The organism is Streptomyces sp. NBC_00386 (assembly GCF_036063235.1).
Taxonomy (GTDB): Bacteria; Actinomycetota; Actinomycetes; order Streptomycetales; family Streptomycetaceae; genus Streptomyces.
In genome coordinates this window covers 7,161,795-7,179,166 of the sequence record NZ_CP107950.1, presented here as the reverse complement: position 1 = coordinate 7,179,166, position 17,372 = coordinate 7,161,795, and the positions used below count along the sequence as shown (strand labels likewise).

At 71.5% G+C, this 17,372-nt stretch carries 17 protein-coding genes; 6 read left to right on the top strand and 11 right to left on the bottom strand.

The window, feature by feature from the left end; genetic code table 11:
* Nucleotides 1-215 precede the first annotated feature (215 nt).
* From OG780_RS31485 to OG780_RS31465, 5 genes are all read right to left on the bottom strand, one after another.
* Nucleotides 216-1,151 (bottom strand): SCO1860 family LAETG-anchored protein, encoded by a 936-nt coding sequence (locus OG780_RS31485; RefSeq protein WP_443062240.1) that lies wholly within the window; start codon nucleotides 1,149-1,151, stop codon nucleotides 216-218.
* Between the two features lie 277 nt (nucleotides 1,152-1,428).
* Nucleotides 1,429-2,520 carry an amidohydrolase family protein gene (locus OG780_RS31480; protein WP_328453876.1) on the bottom strand — a complete coding sequence of 364 codons (1,092 nt, stop codon included), beginning with the start codon at nucleotides 2,518-2,520 and terminating at the stop codon, nucleotides 1,429-1,431.
* 86 nt (nucleotides 2,521-2,606) lie between these two features.
* Nucleotides 2,607-3,395, bottom strand: coding sequence for an amino acid ABC transporter ATP-binding protein (locus OG780_RS31475; RefSeq protein WP_328453874.1), 789 nt, complete (start codon nucleotides 3,393-3,395; stop codon nucleotides 2,607-2,609).
* The gene (locus tag OG780_RS31470) at nucleotides 3,392-4,225 is read right to left on the bottom strand and encodes an amino acid ABC transporter permease (RefSeq protein ID WP_328453872.1); all 834 of its coding nucleotides are present in this window, start codon (nucleotides 4,223-4,225) and stop codon (nucleotides 3,392-3,394) included. The genes OG780_RS31475 and OG780_RS31470 overlap by 4 nt, the downstream gene beginning before the upstream one ends.
* Nucleotides 4,222-5,073 (bottom strand): transporter substrate-binding domain-containing protein, encoded by an 852-nt coding sequence (locus tag OG780_RS31465; protein WP_328453870.1) that lies wholly within the window; start codon nucleotides 5,071-5,073, stop codon nucleotides 4,222-4,224. Before OG780_RS31465 ends, OG780_RS31470 begins: the two co-directional genes overlap by 4 nt.
* A 176-nt stretch (nucleotides 5,074-5,249) precedes the next feature.
* Between OG780_RS31465 and OG780_RS31460 the strand changes: the two genes are divergently transcribed.
* The 5 genes from OG780_RS31460 to thpD all read left to right on the top strand — a co-directional run bounded on the left by OG780_RS31460 (nucleotide 5,250) and on the right by thpD (nucleotide 10,029).
* Entirely contained in the window at nucleotides 5,250-6,350 is a 1,101-nt protein-coding gene (locus OG780_RS31460) for a pyridoxal-phosphate-dependent aminotransferase family protein (RefSeq protein ID WP_328458530.1), read from the top strand.
* Between the two features lie 463 nt (nucleotides 6,351-6,813).
* Nucleotides 6,814-7,353 (top strand): diaminobutyrate acetyltransferase, encoded by a 540-nt coding sequence (gene ectA, locus OG780_RS31455; protein ID WP_328453868.1) that lies wholly within the window; start codon nucleotides 6,814-6,816, stop codon nucleotides 7,351-7,353.
* A gap of 47 nt (nucleotides 7,354-7,400) precedes the next feature.
* Nucleotides 7,401-8,672, top strand: a complete 1,272-nt coding sequence (gene ectB, locus OG780_RS31450) for a diaminobutyrate--2-oxoglutarate transaminase (protein WP_328453866.1) — start codon at nucleotides 7,401-7,403, stop codon at nucleotides 8,670-8,672.
* A 57-nt stretch (nucleotides 8,673-8,729) separates the two neighbouring features.
* A complete protein-coding gene (locus tag OG780_RS31445) occupies nucleotides 8,730-9,134 on the top strand; it encodes an ectoine synthase (protein ID WP_328453864.1) in 405 nt (134 codons plus the stop codon).
* A gap of 7 nt (nucleotides 9,135-9,141) precedes the next feature.
* Entirely contained in the window at nucleotides 9,142-10,029 is an 888-nt protein-coding gene (gene thpD / locus OG780_RS31440) for an ectoine hydroxylase (RefSeq protein WP_328453862.1), read from the top strand.
* Nucleotides 10,030-10,099: 70 nt separating this feature from the next.
* Here the strand turns inward: thpD and OG780_RS31435 are convergent, their stop codons facing one another.
* From OG780_RS31435 to OG780_RS31420, 4 genes are all read right to left on the bottom strand, one after another.
* Nucleotides 10,100-11,152 carry an aminotransferase class V-fold PLP-dependent enzyme gene (locus OG780_RS31435; protein WP_328453860.1) on the bottom strand — a complete coding sequence of 351 codons (1,053 nt, stop codon included), beginning with the start codon at nucleotides 11,150-11,152 and terminating at the stop codon, nucleotides 10,100-10,102.
* Nucleotides 11,153-11,276: 124 nt separating this feature from the next.
* Nucleotides 11,277-11,996: a DsbA family oxidoreductase gene (locus OG780_RS31430; RefSeq protein WP_328453858.1), complete on the bottom strand. Its 720-nt coding sequence runs from the start codon at nucleotides 11,994-11,996 to the stop codon at nucleotides 11,277-11,279.
* Between the two features lie 79 nt (nucleotides 11,997-12,075).
* Nucleotides 12,076-12,615, bottom strand: a complete 540-nt coding sequence (locus OG780_RS31425; protein ID WP_328453856.1) for a GNAT family N-acetyltransferase — start codon at nucleotides 12,613-12,615, stop codon at nucleotides 12,076-12,078.
* Nucleotides 12,612-13,628, bottom strand: coding sequence for a GlxA family transcriptional regulator (locus tag OG780_RS31420; protein ID WP_328453854.1), 1,017 nt, complete (start codon nucleotides 13,626-13,628; stop codon nucleotides 12,612-12,614). The genes OG780_RS31425 and OG780_RS31420 overlap by 4 nt, the downstream gene beginning before the upstream one ends.
* 49 nt (nucleotides 13,629-13,677) lie before the next feature.
* On the opposite strand from OG780_RS31420, the gene OG780_RS31415 reads away from it, so the two are divergent.
* Complete coding sequence (locus OG780_RS31415; RefSeq protein WP_328453852.1) at nucleotides 13,678-15,078, top strand: MFS transporter; 1,401 nt, start codon at nucleotides 13,678-13,680, stop codon at nucleotides 15,076-15,078.
* Here the strand turns inward: OG780_RS31415 and OG780_RS31410 are convergent.
* Together OG780_RS31410 and OG780_RS31405 are read right to left on the bottom strand one after the other, a co-directional pair.
* Nucleotides 15,038-15,646, bottom strand: coding sequence for a DUF1349 domain-containing protein (locus OG780_RS31410; RefSeq protein ID WP_328453850.1), 609 nt, complete (start codon nucleotides 15,644-15,646; stop codon nucleotides 15,038-15,040). The two genes, OG780_RS31415 and OG780_RS31410, sit on opposite strands and share 41 nt — an antisense overlap.
* A 147-nt stretch (nucleotides 15,647-15,793) precedes the next feature.
* A complete protein-coding gene (locus OG780_RS31405) occupies nucleotides 15,794-17,323 on the bottom strand; it encodes an aldehyde dehydrogenase (NADP(+)) (RefSeq protein WP_328453848.1) in 1,530 nt (509 codons plus the stop codon).
* Between the last annotated feature and the right edge of the window lie 49 nt (nucleotides 17,324-17,372).

The following is a 17,372-nucleotide window of genomic DNA, read 5'->3' as shown; positions in this document are numbered from 1 at the left end:
CGCCCGTTCGGCCGCTCCGGCGCTCGGGGAGCAAGGGTTCAGGCGCTCGCCGGGGCGAGGCCACCGTCAGTCCCATCGGTGCCGGGCAGGGCGGCCCCCGCCCCGGGCCGTGGCGCCCGTCGACCGCAGCACACCCGGCACGGCGGCCTTCGCCCCCGAGCCGCACCAGGGGCGAGCCGACCGTCAGCCCCGGCGGCATCGGGGCACAGCGGCCTTCAGCTACGGCGGCGACGGGAGACGGCGACCGCTCCGCTGCCCGCGGCGAGCAGCGCCACCGCGCCGCCGGCCAGGTACGGCGTCATCGAGCTGCCGCCGGTCTCGGCGAGTCCGCCCTCCTCGCGAGCGCCCTGCGGGCTCGGCTCGGCCGACGGCTCGGCGGACGGCTCGGCGGACGCCGGGGGGCTGGCCGGCGCGGCCTCCCGAGCGGGTGCGGCCGGTGACTCGCAGGTGGCCTTCGCCAGGGTCACCGTGCCCTCGACCTCGGCCACGTTCAGCTTCAACGGGTTGACGGACACGTTCAGTTCGAGCGCCGACGCGGCGGCCGTACGCGAGGTGGTCTCGGTCTTGGAGAGGTCGAGCCGCACCTCACCTACCCCCGGCACCTTCACGTGCGTCGGGCCGCCCGTCGTCAGGGTGACCTTCTTGCCGAGAACCTTGACCGATCCCAGCAGGTTGGCGGTGGCGACGGGCTTCTTCCCGGCCTCGCAGGTCGCCTTCGAGGTCACGTCCTGGACCTCGATGAGCGACAGCAGCGGCAGCCCGGGGACATGGACGGCGGCGTGCGCGAGACGGGTGGAGCCCTCGGCCTTCCCGGCGGAGACGGTGGCCTCGGCGGTGGCGACGTCCGCGCGCAGCACGCTGAACGGACGTCCGTGGTCGACGCCGTCCAACTCCGCGGTGAGCGCCGTCTTCTCGGCACTCCGCGGCGCCCGCACCTCGTTCAGGGAGACCTCGAGCGGGACGTTCACGGTGTTGTCGAGGAGGGACACGTCGAGTCCGGTGCGGAGCACGACGGCGCTCGCGCGGCCGTGGTCCTCACTCGCGTGCGCGGAGCCCGCGCCGGCCAGCCCGGCGGGACCCGCGGCGAGGACGGCGGCGGCCGCGGTGACCGCGAAACGGCGTGCGGGCATGCGGTGGTTGATGCTGTTCAAGGGTGGGACCCCCCTAGGAGAAAGCCTGGGACCCGGAAAGAATTACGCACTGAGAGTGAACAGTCAGGCACCTGACGTGAGTTCACTCCTTCGTGGGTTCTCCGCGCACGTCTTCGAATCCCTGGGCACGGTTGTTCCCCCCTGTCACTCGCTCACCGTATGAGGTCGAACGCGCTGGTTGACGCCGCGGCCGGTGCGCCGTCGGCACGCCGGAGCGCCCGATGGTGTTCAACGAGCACGCCGCCCCGGCCGTCACGCTCCGTCAACCACGCCCGCCTCAGCCGACGATCCGCCCGTTCAGGACCACCCGCCGCGGATCCGCCAGGACCCGTACGTCGTCGCGCGGGTCCCCTTCGTAGACCACGAGGTCTGCCGGCGCCCCCTCGTCGAGGCCGGGCCGCCCGAGCCAGCGCCGGGCGCCCCAGGCGGTGGCCGAGAGCGCCTCGACGGGCGGGATGCCGGCGGTGACGAGCTCGGCGACCTCGGCGGCGACGAGGCCGTGCGCGAGGGAGCCGCCCGCGTCGGTGCCCACGTAGACGGGGATTCCGGCGTCGTACGCGGCCCGCACGGTGTCGTAGCGGCGCTCGTGGAGACGTCGCATGTGCGCGGACCACTGGGGATACCTGGCCTCGCCGCCGTCCGCGAGCCGCGGGAAGGTGGCGATGTTCACGAGGGTCGGGACGATGGCGACACCGCGCTCGGCGAAGAGCGGAACGGTGTCCTCGGTGAGGCCGGTGGCGTGCTCGATGCAGTCGATGCCCGCCTCGACCAGGTCGCGGAGCGAATCCTCGGCGAAGCAGTGCGCGGTGACCCGGGCGCCGAGCCGGTGCGCCTCGGCGATCGCCGCCTCGACGGCCTCGCGGGGCCAGCAGGCGCTCAGGTCGCCGGTGCCGCGGTCGATCCAGTCCCCGACGAGCTTGACCCAGCCGTCGCCGCGCCGGGCCTCCTGGGCGACGTACGCGACGAGGTCCCCGGGCTCGATCTCGTGGGCGTAGTTGCGGATGTAGCGGCGGGTGCGGGCGATGTGCCGGCCCGCGCGGATGATCTTCGGGAGGTCGTCGCGGTCGTCGATCCAGCGGGTGTCGGAGGGGGAGCCGGCGTCCCGGAGGAGGAGGGTGCCGGCGTCGCGGTCGGTCAGCGCCTGCTTCTCGGAGACGTCCGCCGGGACCGGGCCGTGGGCGTCGAGCCCGACATGGCAGTGCGCGTCGACCAGGCCAGGCAGTGCCCAGCCCTCGACGACGCGGACGTCACGGGCGCCGCCGGGGCGCTCGTACGAGATCCGGCCGCCGACGACCCACAGCTCGTCGCGGACGTCGTCGGGCCCGACGAGGACCCGCCCCTTCACGTGCAGTACCGGGTGATCGCTCATGTCACGCACCTTAATGAGGCGGCCCGTCCTCCCCGCTCCCCCGGTCCGCTCCCGGCCGGTACCCGCCGGGTCCCGCCCGGCCGGCCCTACTCCGGGTCCGCCGTGTCCGGTCTCTCCTCCTCGACGTCCGCCATCGCCGGGTCGAGCAGCCGGGACAGGAAGTGCCGTGTCCGTTCGTGGGCCGGAGCGCCGATGACCTGCGCCGGGACACCTTCCTCGACGATCACACCGCCGTCCATGAAGACGACCCGGTCGGCGACCTCGCGCGCGAAGGTCATCTCGTGGGTGACGACCATCATCGTCATGCCCTCGTCGGCGAGCATCCGCATGACGGCGAGGACGTCGCCGACGAGTTCGGGGTCGAGCGCGGAGGTCGGCTCGTCGAAGAGCATCACGTCGGGTCCCATGGCGAGCGCGCGGGCGATCGCGACGCGCTGCTGCTGGCCGCCGGAGAGCGAGGCCGGATAGGCGTCCGCCTTCTCCGCGAGGCCCACCCGGGCGAGGTTCTCGGCGGCGGTCCGGGTGGCCTCGTCCTTGCTCCGCCTCAGCACCCGGCGCTGCGGCAGCGTGAGGTTCGCGGTCACCGACAGATGGGGGAAGAGGTTGAACTGCTGGAAGACCATGCCGATACGGCGGCGTACGGCGTCGATGTCGACGTCGGGGTCCGTGACCTCCGTACCGCCCACGAACACCTGGCCCTTGGTGGGTTCCTCCAGGAGGTTCACACAGCGCAGCAGGGTCGACTTGCCGGAGCCGGACGGGCCGATGACACAGACGACCTCGCCCCGGGCGACCTCCAGGTCGATGCCGCGCAGGACCTCGTTGTCGCCGAAGGACTTGTGCAGGTCCTTCACCTGGATCTCGGGTGTGCTCACTTGGACACATCCCCCGACTTCACTTCGAGACGCCGTACGACGAAGCCGAGCGGGATCGTGACGAGCAGGTAGCACAGGCCCGCGACCAGGATCGGCGTGGAGTTGGCGGTCGTGCTGGCCAGGTCGCGGCCGTACTTGGACAGTTCGCGCTCCTCCAGGGTGACACCGAGGAACAGCACCAGCGAGGAGTCCTTGAAGAGGGTCACGAGTTCGTTGGTGAGCGGCGGGAGGATGATCCGGAACGCCTGCGGGACGATGATCGAGACCATGGCCCGCGCGTGCGAGAAGCCCAGCGAACGGGCCGCCTCCATCTGCCCCTTGGGCACGGCCTGGATGCCCGCGCGGAACGTCTCGGCCATGTACGCGGCCCCCACCAGACCGAGCGCGATGGCGACCTTGCCGTACGTTCCGCCCGGGATCTCCGTACCGGGGAACGCGAGCGGCACCGCGACGCCCACGAAAATGAAGATCACCAGGGCGGGCAGCCCGCGGAAGACCTCGATGTAGATGCCGGCGAACCAGCGGTAGGGGCCCACCGAGGACAGGCGCATCAGGGCGATGACGACGCCCAGCACGAGACCGACGACGAAGCCGAACGTCGTGTAGAGGACGGTGTTCTTCAGCGCCAGCGTGATGACTTCCGGGAACATCTGCTTGACCAGGTCCCACTGGAAGAACTGGTTCTGCAGACGGCCCCAGTCCGCCGTGACCGCGAAGGCGATCACGACGGCGGCGAAGACGACGTACTGCGCGCCGCGCGAGAGCGAGCGCTTCCGGCTCCGGCTCAGGCCGGACCTGCGGGGCTGGACGGGTGCACCGGCATCACTCATGAGGCGGACGGGGAGGCGGAGGCCGCGGCCGCGTCGTACGGGCCGATCCACTTCTCGTAGAGCTTCTTGTACGTGCCGTCGGCCTTCGCGTCCGCCAGCGCCTTGTTGATGGCGGCGACGAGCTTGGTGTTGCCCTTCTTCACCGTGAAGCCGTACTGCTCACCGGTGTTGATGTTGTCGGCGACCTCGAAGGCGTCGGCGTTGGCCTTGTCCTTGAGCCAGCCCTGGACGACCGGGTAGTCGATGATGACGGCCTGCACCTGACCGCTGCGCAGTCCGCTGAGGACCGCGTCGGAGGACTCGAAGGAGACCGGGTCGAAGCCCTGCTGCTTCGCGTAGTCCTCGCCGGTGGTCTGCGCCTGGGCGCCGAGCTTCTTGCCCTTGGCCTTGACGTCGGCGAGGGAGGTGATCCCGCTGTTCTTGTCGACCAGGACGGCCTGGGTGGCGTCGAAGTACGGGTCGGAGAAGTCGACGTTCTTCTTGCGCTCCTCGGTGATCGTCATACCGGCGGCGGCCAGGTCGCACTGGTCGGAGTTGAGGAACGCGCCCGTCTTGAAGTTCTCGAAGGGCGTGTCGACGATGGCCTGCTTCACGCCCAGGTCGCCGGCGACGAGGTCGATCAGCGACACGTCGAAGCCCTGCACCTTGCCGTCGATCTCCGACTGGAAGGGCGGGTACGGCAGATGGGTGCAGGTGGTGAGCTGACCGCTCTTGACCAGCGGGACCCCGCTCGCGGTCGTGGTCTTGCCGCCTCCGCTGTCCGAGGAGCAGCCGGCCACGAGCAGCAGCCCGGCCGTGGCGGTGGTGGCGGCCAGAATACGGGTCCGGCGTCCGGGGACCGAGTACACGGGGACCTCCAGTGGGGGGAACAGAGGGTTCCGATTATAAGGAAAGGTTTGGGTCACTCAAATCAATCCGATGGCCGCTGGGCCGTCTGGCCTCAGAATTCGCCGGTCCGGGTACGCGGGGGGCCGCCGGTTACGCTCTGATCGTCGACCCCACCGTGAGCGAAGAGAGCACCGCCGTGACCCACCCCTTCCTTGACCTGGCGCCGCTGAGCGCCGCCCGCTTCGCGTCGATCGAGGACCGTGTGGCCCGGCTGCTCGGCACCGCGCAGGACGTCGTGATCATGCAGGGCGAGGCGCTGCTCCCCCTGGAAGGAGCCATCCGGGGCACGGCCGGTCCGGGCACCACCGCGCTGAACGTCATCACCGGCCCCTACGGCCAGACGTTCGGGAACTGGCTCCGGGACTGCGGGGCCACCGTGATCGATCTGGCCGTGCCGTTCCACACCGCGGTCACCGCCGGACAGATCCGCGAGGCCTTCGCCGAGCACCCGTCGATCGACTTCGTGTCGCTCGTGCACGCCGAGGCCGCCACCGGGAACACCAACCCGGTGGCGGAGATCGGCGAGGTCGTACGCGAGCACGGCGCCCTCTTCTATCTGGACGCCGTCGCGTCGATCGGCGCCGAGCCGGTGCTGCCGGACGCCTGGGGCGTGGACCTGTGCGTGATCGGGGCGCAGAAGGCGATGGGCGGTCCCGCCGGGGTGTCGGCGGTGTCGGTGAGCGAGCGGGCGTGGGCGCGGATGGCCGCGAACCCCGCCGCGCCGCGCCGTTCCTACCTCTCCCTGCTGGACTGGAAGGAGCGGTGGGTCGACGGCGGCCGCACGGCGCTGCTGCACGCGCCGGCCCAGCTGGAGATGCTGGCGCTCGAGGCCTGTGTCGAGCGGATCGAGGGCGAGGGCCTCGACGCCGTGATGGCCCGTCACGCCTCGGCCGCCGCGGCCACCCGGGCGGGAGCGGTGGCCCTCGGCGGCGGCCTGGCCCCGTACGTGGACGCCGCCCGTGACGCGGCGCCCGTCGCCACCACCCTGCGCGTGCCCGAGGACGTCGACGCGTCCGCGGTGGTCGCGAAGGCACTGGCCGCGGATCCCGCGCTGCCGCTCGCCGCGGGCGGCGGAGCTCTCGCGCAGTCGATGATCCGCGTGAACCACTACGGCCCCGACGCCACCCAAGGTGCCGTCCGTGCCGGCCTCGCGGGGCTCGGGGCGGCGCTGGCCGAGTCCGGCTTCCCGGTGGACCTGGAGGGAGCGCGCCGGGCCGTGGCACTGGCCTGGGGCTGATCCGGAGGAGACCGGCGGGGGCGTCCGCGCATCCGCCGGGTCACCGGGCGGGAGCGTGTGCGCCTCCGCCGGGTCACCGGGCGGGAACGCGTGCGCGTCGCACCCGCGATGGCGCGGGAATTCCAAATCCACTCCCCCGTTTATCCTGCCGTCAATTCGGACCCGAATTCCTTCGGCAATCCCTTCGCTGCAGCTTCCCGCATTCTTCTGCCCGCTCTCTTCGTGCCTAAACGCAAAGATTTTGCGAACACGAGGAGGTGGGATTCGGGGAGGTCTCCTGCACATTTCATTCCTGTGACGCACTCCACAATGCGTCCGTTTGCTGTGGTATTTTCCGGGCGAAGCGGCCTATAAAGTTCCCTCTTCAGCGGCCTTTCACGGGCGCGTGATAACACATGGGTGCGTCACGTGTAACCCCGTACGACGATGCAATCTGAACTTTCCGTCGGTAAATTCAACCCGCATGACCGTCGCCCAAGCAGACCTGTCAGCGGAATTCCTGGAAATGCCGGAGGGCCTTCGGATCGACCGTCCGGAGGTGGCCGACGGGGCCGCCCTCTGGCGTATCGCCAAGGACTCCCGGACCCTCGACCTGAACTCCTCCTACAGCTACCTGCTGTGGTGCCGTGACTTCGCCGGCACCTCGGCGGTGGCGCGCGACGCCGAGGGGCGTCCCGTCGGTTTCGTCACCGCGTACGTGCGCCCCGAGCGCCCCGAGACCCTCCTCGTGTGGCAGGTGGCCGTCGACGCGGCGCACCGCGGCCGCGGGCTGGCCGCGCGGCTGCTCGACGGGCTGACCGCGCGGGTGGCCGCCGAACGCGGGCTGTCCGTCCTCGAGACCACCATCACACCGGGCAACACCGCCTCCGAGCGCCTGTTCACGTCGTACGCGAGGCGTCGTGGCGCGGCCGTCGAGCGCGAGGTGCTGTTCGAGACGGGCCAGTTCCCCGACGGGCCGCACGACCCCGAAGTGCTGTACCGCATCGGCCCGTTCTCCGTCTGAACCGCCTCTTTCCTCCCCTCCCCCCACACTTCGAGGAGCGAATCGCCTTGACCATCACCCAGCCGGACCTGAGTGTTTTCGAGACCCTGGAGTCGGAGGTGCGCAGCTACTGCCGCAACTGGCCCACCGTCTTCGACCGGGCCCGGGGCAGCCGCATGTACGACGAGGACGGGCACGAGTACCTCGACTTCTTCGCCGGCGCCGGGTCGCTGAACTACGGGCACAACAACCCCGTGCTCAAAAGGGCCCTGATCGACTACCTGGAGCGCGACGGCGTCACCCACGGGCTCGACATGTCGACAACGGCCAAACGCGGCTTCCTGGAGACCTTCCAGAACCTGGTACTGCGGCCGCGCGACCTGCCGTACAAGGTGATGTTCCCCGGCCCGACCGGCACCAACGCGGTCGAGTCGGCGCTGAAGCTCGCGCGGAAGGTGAAGGGGCGCGAGGCGATCGTGTCGTTCACCAACGCCTTCCACGGGATGTCGCTCGGCTCGCTCGCCGTGACCGGCAACGCCTTCAAGCGGGCGGGCGCCGGCGTCCCGCTGGTGCACGGCACCCCGATGCCGTTCGACAACTACTTCGACGGCCGGGTGCCGGACTTCCTGTGGTTCGAACGGCTCCTGGAGGACCAGGGCTCGGGGCTCAACCAGCCCGCCGCGGTGATCGTCGAGACCGTGCAGGGCGAGGGCGGCATCAACGTCGCGCGGCCCGAATGGCTGCGCGCCCTCGCCGACCTGTGCCGGCGCCGCGACATGCTGCTGATCGTCGACGACATCCAGATGGGCTGCGGGCGGACCGGCGCGTTCTTCTCCTTCGAGGAGGCGGGGATCGTGCCCGACATCGTGACCGTGTCCAAGTCCATCAGCGGGTACGGGCTGCCGATGTCGCTGTGCCTGTTCAAGCCCGGGCTGGACATCTGGGAGCCGGGCGAGCACAACGGCACCTTCCGCGGCAACAACCCGGCGTTCGTCACGGCCGCCGCCGCCCTGGAGGCCTACTGGGCCGACGGATCGGCCATGGAGAAGCAGACCCGCGCCCGCGGCGAGCAGATCGAACGGGCCCTGATCTCCGTCACCGAGGAGAACCTCGCCGACATCAAGGAGTACCGGGGCCGCGGGCTCGTCTGGGGCCTCGAGTTCAAGGACAAGACCCGCGCCGGACGCGTCGCGCAGCGCGCCTTCGAACTCGGGCTGCTCATCGAGACGTCGGGACCGGAGAGCGAGGTCGTGAAACTGCTGCCCGCCCTCACCATCACCCCCGACGAACTCGACGAGGGCCTGCGCACCCTCGAACGCGCCGTCCGCGAGACCGTCTGACCGGACGGCCGCACCCCACAAGAAGCACGACCAGCACGAGAGAGGTATCGCACCAGCGTGATAGTCCGTTCGTTCAAGGATGTCGAAGGCACCGACCGGCACGTGAAAGCGGCGACCGGCACGTGGGAGAGCAAGCGCATCGTCCTCGCCAAGGAGAAGGTCGGCTTCTCCCTGCACGAGACGATCCTGTACGCGGGTACGGAGACCCGGATGTGGTACGCGAACCACATCGAGGCCGTGCTCTGCGTGGAGGGCGAGGCCGAACTCACCGACGAGGAGACCGGCGAGAAGCACTGGATCGCCCCCGGGACGATGTACCTGCTGAACGGCCACGAGCGCCACACCCTGCGTCCCAGGACCGATTTCCGGTGCATCTGCGTCTTCAACCCGCCCGTCACCGGACGGGAGGACCACGACGAGAACGGCGTCTACCCGCTGCTCACCGAACCCGAGGAGGTGTGACACACCGATGACCACACTCACCGATCCGTACCCCAGCCGCGCCGCCACCGAAGTGGCCGTGCCCCGCCAGGACCCGGTCGTCTGGGGCGCTCCGGACACGCCCGGCCCGATCTCGGTCCCCGAACTCCACTCCTACGAGCGCGACGGGTTCCTCTCCGTCGAGCAGCTCATCGGCGAGGACGAGGCCGTCGTCTACCGGCGGGAGCTGGAACGGCTCGTCACCGATCCGGCGGTCCGCGCCGACGAGCGCTCGATCGTCGAGCCGAGCACACAGGAGATCCGGTCCGTCTTCGAGGTGCACCGGATCAGCGAGGTCTTCGCCCGTCTCGTGCGCGACGAGCGCGTCGTCGGCCGGGCACGGCAGATCCTCGGTTCGGACGTGTACGTCCACCAGTCGCGGATCAACGTCAAGCCGGGCTTCGGGGCCAGTGGCTTCTACTGGCACTCGGACTTCGAGACCTGGCACGCGGAGGACGGTCTGCCGAACATGCGGACCGTGTCCGTGTCGATCGCGCTGACCGAGAACCACGACACCAACGGCGGCCTCATGATCATGCCGGGGTCGCACAGGACGTTCCTCGGGTGTGCGGGGGCCACGCCGAAGGACAACTACAAGAAGTCGCTCCAGATGCAGGACGCCGGAACTCCCTCCGACGAGGCGCTCACCGGCCTCGCGAGCCGGCACGGCATCAAGCTCTTCACGGGCAGGGCGGGTTCGGCGACCTGGTTCGACTGCAACTGCATGCACGGCTCGGGCGACAACATCACCCCGTTCCCGCGCAGCAACGTCTTCATCGTGTTCAACAGCGTGGACAACGCCGCGGTGGAGCCGTTCGCGGCACCGGTGCGCAGGCCGGAGTTCATCGGGGCGCGGGACTTCACGCCGGTGCGGTGACGCCTCCGGCGGGGTGAGCGGGAGACGGGCGGCCCCGGGGAGCGCGTGCTCCCCGGGGCCGCCGGCCGTGTCAGCCGGCCAGCACGTCCAGGAGACGGTCGACGTCGGCGGGCGTGTTGTAGAGGTGGAACGACGCCCGCAGGTTGCCGGAGCGGTTGGACACCTCGATGCCGGCCCGGCTCAACTCGCCCTGACGGTGGCCGATTCCGGGCACGGAGACGATGGCGGAGCCGGGCGCGGGCAACGCCTCGTGGTCCAGCGCGGCCAGCCCCGCACGGAACCGTTCGGCGAGGGCCAGGTCGTGCTCGCGCACGGCGTCCACGCCGAGTTCCTCGATCAGGGCGAGGGAGTGGCGCACCCCGGCATGGGTGAACAGGGCGGGGCTGACGTCGAACCGGCGGGCGGAGTGGGCGAGTTCCTGCACCGGGCCGTAACAGGCGTCCCAGGGCCGCTCCGCGGCGACCCAGCCCGCGTACAGCGGGGTCAGCCCGCCGAAGTCCTCGGGCACCACGAGGAAGGCCGCGCCGTGCGGTCCCAGCAGCCACTTGAAGGTGGTGCACACGGTGAAGTCGTAGCCGTCCGCGTCGATCGGCAGCCAGCCCGCCGCCTGGGAGAAGTCGACGTAGGTGCGCGCCCCGTGGGCGCGGGCCGCCTCGCGCAGCGCCGGCAGGTCGGCGATCCGGCCGTCGGCGGACTGGGCGGCGCTGACCGCGACGAGCGCCGTGCCGGGCCGTACGGACTCGGCGAGCCGCTCCAGCGGCACGGCACGCACCTTGAGGTCACCGCGGACATGGAACGGGTTCAGCACGGAGGTGAAGTCGTCCTCGGCGGTGAGGACTTCGGACCCCGGGGCCAGCCCGGAGGCGACCAGTGCGCTCTGGGCCGCGACGGACGGGCCCGCTGCGACCCGGGCGGCCGGGACACCGGCCAGCCGGGCGAAGGAGGCACGGGCCAGTTCGACGTCCTCGAAGAGGGAGTCGATCGGCCTGCCCGCGGCCCGCAGGGCCACCGCCTCGTGCAGGGCCGCGACGGTACGGGCGGGGAGCAGGCCGGTGCTCGCGGTGTTCAGAAACGTGTTCTTCGGGGCGAACTCGGCACGGACGAGGGTCTCGAAGGTCTCCATGAAACCACTGTGGGCCCGGACGGTGCCCAAGTCCATTGCGAACTTTTACGTGGTTTCCCCAAGCAGCGCTTATGAATGGGCCCCGACCTGCGTCTTCCGGCGCCGGGGCCCTCTCCCGCGCTTCTCAGTCCTGCGGAACGGCGCAGCCGTCCGGGCCACAGGCCTCGGCGTCGGCGCCCTCGTCCTGGAGCAGCGTGAGCCGAGGGCGCTCGCCCCAGGCCTGGGTCAGCGCCTGGGCGAAGACCTCGGCGGGCTGCGCGCCGGAGACACCGTATGTGCGGTCCAGCACGAAGAAGGGGACGCCGTTCGCGCCCAGCTCGGCGGCCTCGCGCTCGTCGGCGCGGACGTCGTCGGCGTAGGCGCCCGGGTCGGCGAGCACCCGGCGGGCCTCGTCGGCGTCGAGCCCGGCGGCGACGGCCAGTTCCACGAGCCGCTCGTCGTCACCGAAGACGGTCCGCTCCTCGGCGAAGTTGGCCTTGTAGAACAGGCCGATCAGCTCGTCCTGGCGGCCCCGCGCCTTGGCGAGGTGCAGCAGGCGGTGCATGTCGAAGGTGTTGCCGTGGTCGCGGTCCCGGGTGCGGTACGCGAGTCCCTCGGCGGCGGCCTGCGTGCCGAGGTTCTCCTCGCCCGCCTGCGCCTGGGCCTCGCTCATGCCGTACTTCTTGGTGAGCATCGTGATCACGGGCTGGATGTCGCCCTTGGCGCGGCCGGGGTCCAGCTCGAACGAACGGTGCACGACCTCGACCTCGTCACGGTGCGGGAAGGCGTCGAGCGCCTTCTCGAAACGGGCCTTTCCGACATAGCACCACGGGCAGGCGATGTCGGACCAGATCTCGACGCGCATTCTTCGGCTCTCTCCAGGTCGTGCGGATACGGGACATCCTCCAGGGACGTCGTTTAAGTGAACGTTCAAGCGGCTCGGGTCATTCCCCGGCCGCGTCCACCCGCCCGGCCCCGTCCGCGCGCCCGGCCACGGCGTACCGCAGATACAGGTGGTGATCACCCTCCGCGGGCGGGTTCTCCGGATCGGGGACCCAGCCCAGGCGGGCGTAGAAGGCCTGCGCGCGCAGGTTGTCGGTGTGCACGTCGAGGGTCGCCGCGCGCATCCCGTCCGCCTGCCACTCCTCCACACAGGCCGCGTGCAGCGCCCTCCCGATTCCGGCCCGCCAGCGGTCGGGGTCGACATGGAACTGGAAGAGCTTGACCGTGTCGGCGGGCGCGCCCTCGTCCGTACGGAACGAGGCGATGCCGACCATCCGGCCCTGCGCGACGGCGCACAGCACATGTGCGTCGGGGCGCGCGATGGAGCCGCGCCAGGCCTCGGCCCAGTCGAGGTCGCCCTGCGGGACGCCGTCCGGGTAGTACGTCGAACGGGCCCGGAAGTGCAGATCGGCGATGGTCTCGGCTTCGACGGGCAGGGCGGTGCGGATCACCAGCGCGCCGGTCACACGTCCACTGATCATGCAACGGAGGACGTCACGGCTCCGGTCACGGTTCCGTGCCGGCTGAACTGGGTCCGGTACGCGCTCGGGGTGAGACCGGTCCGGCGGACCACGTGGGCGCGCAGCGAGTCGGCCGTGCCGAGTCCGCAGGCCGCGGCCACCTGATCCATCGGCAGGGTCGTGGTCTCCAGGAGTTCCTTCGCGCGTTCGACGCGCTGGTGCAGCAGCCACTGAAGCGGGCTGACCCCGCTCTCGGCGTGGAACCGGCGGGTGAGGGTGCGCACACTGACGCCCGCGTGCCGGGCCAGGTCGGTGAGTGTGAGCGGTTTGTCGAGGTTGCGCATGGCCCAGCCGCGGGTGTCGGCACAGGCGTTGCCGCGCTCGGGGGGAAGCGGGGTCTGGGTGAACTGGGTCTGGCCGCCCGGCCGTACGGGGGCGACCAGGGCGAGGCGTGCGACCTCGTTGGCGACGGCGGCGCCGTAGTCGGTGCGGATGATGTGCAGACACAGGTCGATGCCGGCGGCGTAGCCGGACGACGTCAGGAACGGCCCGTCCTGCACGTACAGCACGTCTCCGCGCAGCTCGACCTGCGGGTAGCGCCGACGCATCACCCCGGCGTGGGCCCAGTACGTGGTGGCCCTGCGGCCCTGGAGCAGGCCCGCCTCGGCGAGCTGGAAGGCGCCGGTGCAGATGGACGCGATGCGCTTGCCCGCGGCGGCCGCCTCGCGGAGCGCCGCCACGATCCGCGGGTCCGGCTCGAACGGCGCCCCGGTGCCCGCGACGACCACCGTGTCCGCCTCCCGCACGGCCTCCAGACCGTGCGGGACGTGCAGGTCGAGTCCACCGGTCGTGGGCACGGGTCCCGGCTCGGCCGTGCAGACGACCACCTCGTAACCCGGCCGGCCGTCCACCACCACCTTGCCGAACAGCATCTCCGGCATCGCGAGGTTGAACAGCGCGACGGGGGAAGGGGCGATGACGGTGACGCGGTGCGGGGCGAGCCGCTCGGGCATGGCCAGAACCTCCGGAAGCATGGCATTCAGGCCACTACTGTACGGCGCCACGGGTCCGCAGCATGGGGACATGCCAACGAACCAGATGTCCAGGGCCTCCGAACCCGTCCTCAGTCAGGGGGAGTCGGGGTCGGAGTCGGGGTCGGGGAAGCCCTCCTCCGCACTCACCCTCACCGCCTCGCTGCTCGGCTTCGCGCTGACCTGTCTCGACGCGTCCGTGGTGAACGTGGCCCTGCCCACGATCGACTCCTCCTTCGGCGCCGGGATGTCCGGCCTCCAGTGGGTGGTGGACGCCTACACTCTGGCCTTCGCCGCGCTGATGCTGTCCACCGGCGCCTTCTCGGACCGGGCCGGGGCGAGCCGGGCGTACGCGCTGGGCACCGTGGTGTTCACTCTCGCCTCGGCGGCCTGCGGACTGGCCCCGAACCTGCCGGCCCTCGTCGGTGCCCGGGTGGTGCAGGGTGTGGCGGCGGCGGTCGTGCTCCCGGCGTCGCTGGCGCTGGTGCGGCAGGCGTACGCGGAACCGGCGCGGCGGGCACGCGCGGTGGCCGCCTGGGCGGCGGGCGGTTCGCTGGCGGTGGCGCTCGGGCCGGTGGCCGGCGGCGCGCTGATCGCGGCCTGGAACTGGCGGGGCATCTTCTTCGTCAATCTGCCGGTGGGAGCGGTGATCCTGCTGCTGCTCCTCCGGGCCCCGCGCTCGCGGCCCCGCCCGGCTCCGCTGGACCTGCCCGGACAGCTGACGGCGGTGGTGGCCCTCACGGCGCTGACCTTCGCGGTGATCGAGGGCGGGACGGCCGGCCGGGTGGCGCTGCTGACGGCCGTGGCCGCGGGCGCCGCGTTCCTGCGGATCGAGGCGCGCCAGGCGCACCCCGTGGTGCCGCTCGGCCTGTTCCGCAACCGGACCGTGGCCACGACGGTCGCCGTGGGCTCGGCGGTCAGCGTGGCCTTCTACAGCATGGTGTTCGTCTTCTCGCTCTTCTTCCAGCAGGTCCAGCATCACTCCGCGCTGTACACCGGGCTGCTGTTCCTGCCGATGACGAGTCTGATCGCGGTGACGAACGTGGTGGCCGGCAAGATCACGGGGCGCTACGGACCGCGGCTGCCGATGCTGGTGGGACAGCCCGTGGCCGCCGCCGGACTGCTCGCCCTCCTCTGCGTCGACGCCCGCACGTCCCCGGTGCTGGTGGCTGTCCTGCTGGTCCCGCTGGCGCTGGGGTGCGCTCTGACGGTGCCGCCGCTCACCGCCGCGATGATGGACGCCGTGCCCGCCGAGCGGGCGGGGCTGGCGGCCGGTGTGCTCAACGCGGCCCGACAGGTGTCCGGGGGCCTGGGCATCGCGGTGTTCGGGGCGCTGGTCGCGAGCGGTTTCGAGACCGGGATGCGGCTGAGCCTGGCCGTCAGCGCGGCCCTGCTCACCGTGACGTTCGCCCTCAGCTTCCGTCTCTCAGGTCGCTCGGCCAGTCAGGCCTGAACTCGATGCCGTCGTAGGTCACCACGCAGCCCTCCCCCATCGGCGACTGGGTCATGAAGCCCACCAGCGCGGCCCCGGTCTCCTTCTCGCCGTCCAGGGTGAACAGACGGACGAAGGTCCAGCGCTCACCGTCGCGGGAGGCGTGGAAGGAGAAGGCTCGGCCCGTGCGGCTGACCCGCAGCCAGACGGAACTGCCGTCCACGGTGAAGGAGTTGGCATCGTCGGAGTGTCCCCGGGTGACCACCGTGCAGACGGTGGGCACGTCCGGGGAGTACTCCAGGCACAGCTTCGCCCAGGCCCGCTCCCCGACATGGACGTACAGCACGCCCGCGTCGAAGGCCGCCCCGAAGCCCACCGTCACGCGGGCGATCAGCTGGAAGTCCCCCTCCGGCGAGCCGAGCAGCCTCGGCGCGTCGGAAGCCGGGTCGAGTCCTTCACCGGTGGGCGGCACGAAGCGGTCCTGCCGGGGCCCGGCCCAGCCGGTGAGGACACCGTCCTCGTACGACCAGTTCCCGTCGGGGCCGTAGGTGCGAAGGGAGAAGGGGAGTTCGGGGAGTGTGACGTCCATGGTCGGAAGTCTCTCAGGTTCTCGGCAGGCCCCTCCGGGAGAAGGCCCGGCTCCTTCGGGGGACGGAATCGGGCCGTCCCCCGAAGGGGCTGGCCCGGCATACAACCGACCGCACACGGAACCGGCCCGGACCGGCACGGACCCGACCTAGCGCTCCAGGCGCCCGTCGTACCGTCGGGGCAGCCCCAGCGGGTTGTCGTCGCGCAGCTCGGGCGGCAGCAGCGCCTCGGGCACGCCCTGGTAGGCGACCGGCCGCATCCAGCGCTCGATGGCGGTGCCGCCGACCGAGGTGGACGTCGAGGTCGTCGCGGGGTACGGCCCTCCGTGGTGCTGGGCCGCCGCGACGGCGACCCCGGTCGGCCAGCCGTTCACCAGGACCCGGCCCGCGAGGGGGGTGAGTTCGGCGAGGATCTCCGCACCGCGCCCCTCGCCCGCCGCCTCCTCCGCGGAGAGCTGCACCGTGGCCGTGAGGTTGCCCGGCAGCCGGGAGAGCACCGCGCCCGCCTCGGACTCGTCCTCGTAGCGCGCCACGACCGTGAGCGGCCCGAAGCACTCCTCAAGGAGCAGATCGTGCTCGCCCTCGGCCGCGAGCCTGCTCGCGGGCACGGTCAGGAAGCCGGGGCTCACCGTGTGCTCGCCGCCCGCGCCCGGTGTCACCGGGGCCTGCACGTCCGGGAGTCCGGCGCGCTCGGCCACCCCGGCGATGAAGTTGTCGCGCATGCGGTGGTCGAGCAGGACCCCGGAGGCCGTGTCGCTCACCGCTTCGGTCAGGGACTTCAGCAGGCGGTCGCCCGCCGCGCCGGCCGGAGCGAGCACCAGGCCCGGCTTCACACAGAACTGGCCGACCCCCAGGGTCATCGAGCCGGCGAGTCCCGCGCCGATCTCCTCGGCGCGCTCGGCGGCCGCGGCCTCGGTGACGACCACGGGGTTCAGGGAGCCCAGCTCGCCGTGGAACGGAATCGGCACCGGACGCGCGGAAGCCGCGTCGAACAGCGCGCGCCCGCCGCGGACGGAACCGGTGAACCCGGCCGCCGTGACCAGCGGGTGCCGGACCAGTCCGACGCCGGCCTCGAAGCCGTGGACGAGGCCGACGACGCCCTCGGGGATGTCGTGCCGGCCGGCCGCGCGGCGCAGGACGGCCGCGACGAGCTCGGAGAGCGCCGGGTGGTCGGGGTGGGCCTTGACGACGACCGGGCAGCCCGCGGCCAGCGCGCTGGCCGTGTCACCGCCGGCCACCGAGAAGGCGAAGGGGAAGTTCGAGGCCGAGTACACGGCGACGACGCCCAGCGGCACCTTGTAGCGGCGCAGGTCCGGAATCGGCGGGGTGGCCGTGGCGTCCGGGTGGTTGATCACGACGTCGAGGAAGGCGCCCTCGTCGACGATTCCGGCGAATGCCCGCAACTGGTAGCAGGTGCGGGCGAGTTCGCCGGTGAGCCGGACCGGGCCGAGCGCGGTCTCCGCGTCGGCGGCCTCGACGAGCTGGTCCTTGGCGCCTTCGAGCAGGTCGGCGGCGGTGCGCAGGAACGCGGCGCGTACGGTGCGGTCGACGAGAGCGGGGCGGGCGGCGTGCGCGGCGCGGACGGTCTCGTCCACCTCCTGGGCCGTGGCCTCGACCGCAACCTGCTCCCGCTGCTTCCCGGTACGGGGGTCGACACTCCAGACTGGTGCTGCTGCCACCGCGGGTCCCTTCAGATGTGATGCCACAGTTCTTGTGTCACTCACCAGG

Coding starts and splice junctions, on each gene's coding strand:
- OG780_RS31420 (WP_328453854.1), bottom strand. CDS start 13,628: ATGCTTCCGGAGGTTCTGGCCATGCCCGAGCGGCTCGCCCCGCACCGC.
- OG780_RS31480 (WP_328453876.1), bottom strand. CDS start 2,520: ATGAGCGATCACCCGGTACTGCACGTGAAGGGGCGGGTCCTCGTCGGG.
- thpD (WP_328453862.1), top strand. CDS start 9,142: ATGACCACACTCACCGATCCGTACCCCAGCCGCGCCGCCACCGAAGTG.
- OG780_RS31425 (WP_328453856.1), bottom strand. CDS start 12,615: ATGATCAGTGGACGTGTGACCGGCGCGCTGGTGATCCGCACCGCCCTG.
- OG780_RS31435 (WP_328453860.1), bottom strand. CDS start 11,152: ATGGAGACCTTCGAGACCCTCGTCCGTGCCGAGTTCGCCCCGAAGAAC.
- OG780_RS31470 (WP_328453872.1), bottom strand. CDS start 4,225: ATGAGTGATGCCGGTGCACCCGTCCAGCCCCGCAGGTCCGGCCTGAGC.
- OG780_RS31410 (WP_328453850.1), bottom strand. CDS start 15,646: ATGGACGTCACACTCCCCGAACTCCCCTTCTCCCTTCGCACCTACGGC.
- OG780_RS31430 (WP_328453858.1), bottom strand. CDS start 11,996: ATGCGCGTCGAGATCTGGTCCGACATCGCCTGCCCGTGGTGCTATGTC.
- ectA (WP_328453868.1), top strand. CDS start 6,814: ATGACCGTCGCCCAAGCAGACCTGTCAGCGGAATTCCTGGAAATGCCG.
- OG780_RS31415 (WP_328453852.1), top strand. CDS start 13,678: ATGCCAACGAACCAGATGTCCAGGGCCTCCGAACCCGTCCTCAGTCAG.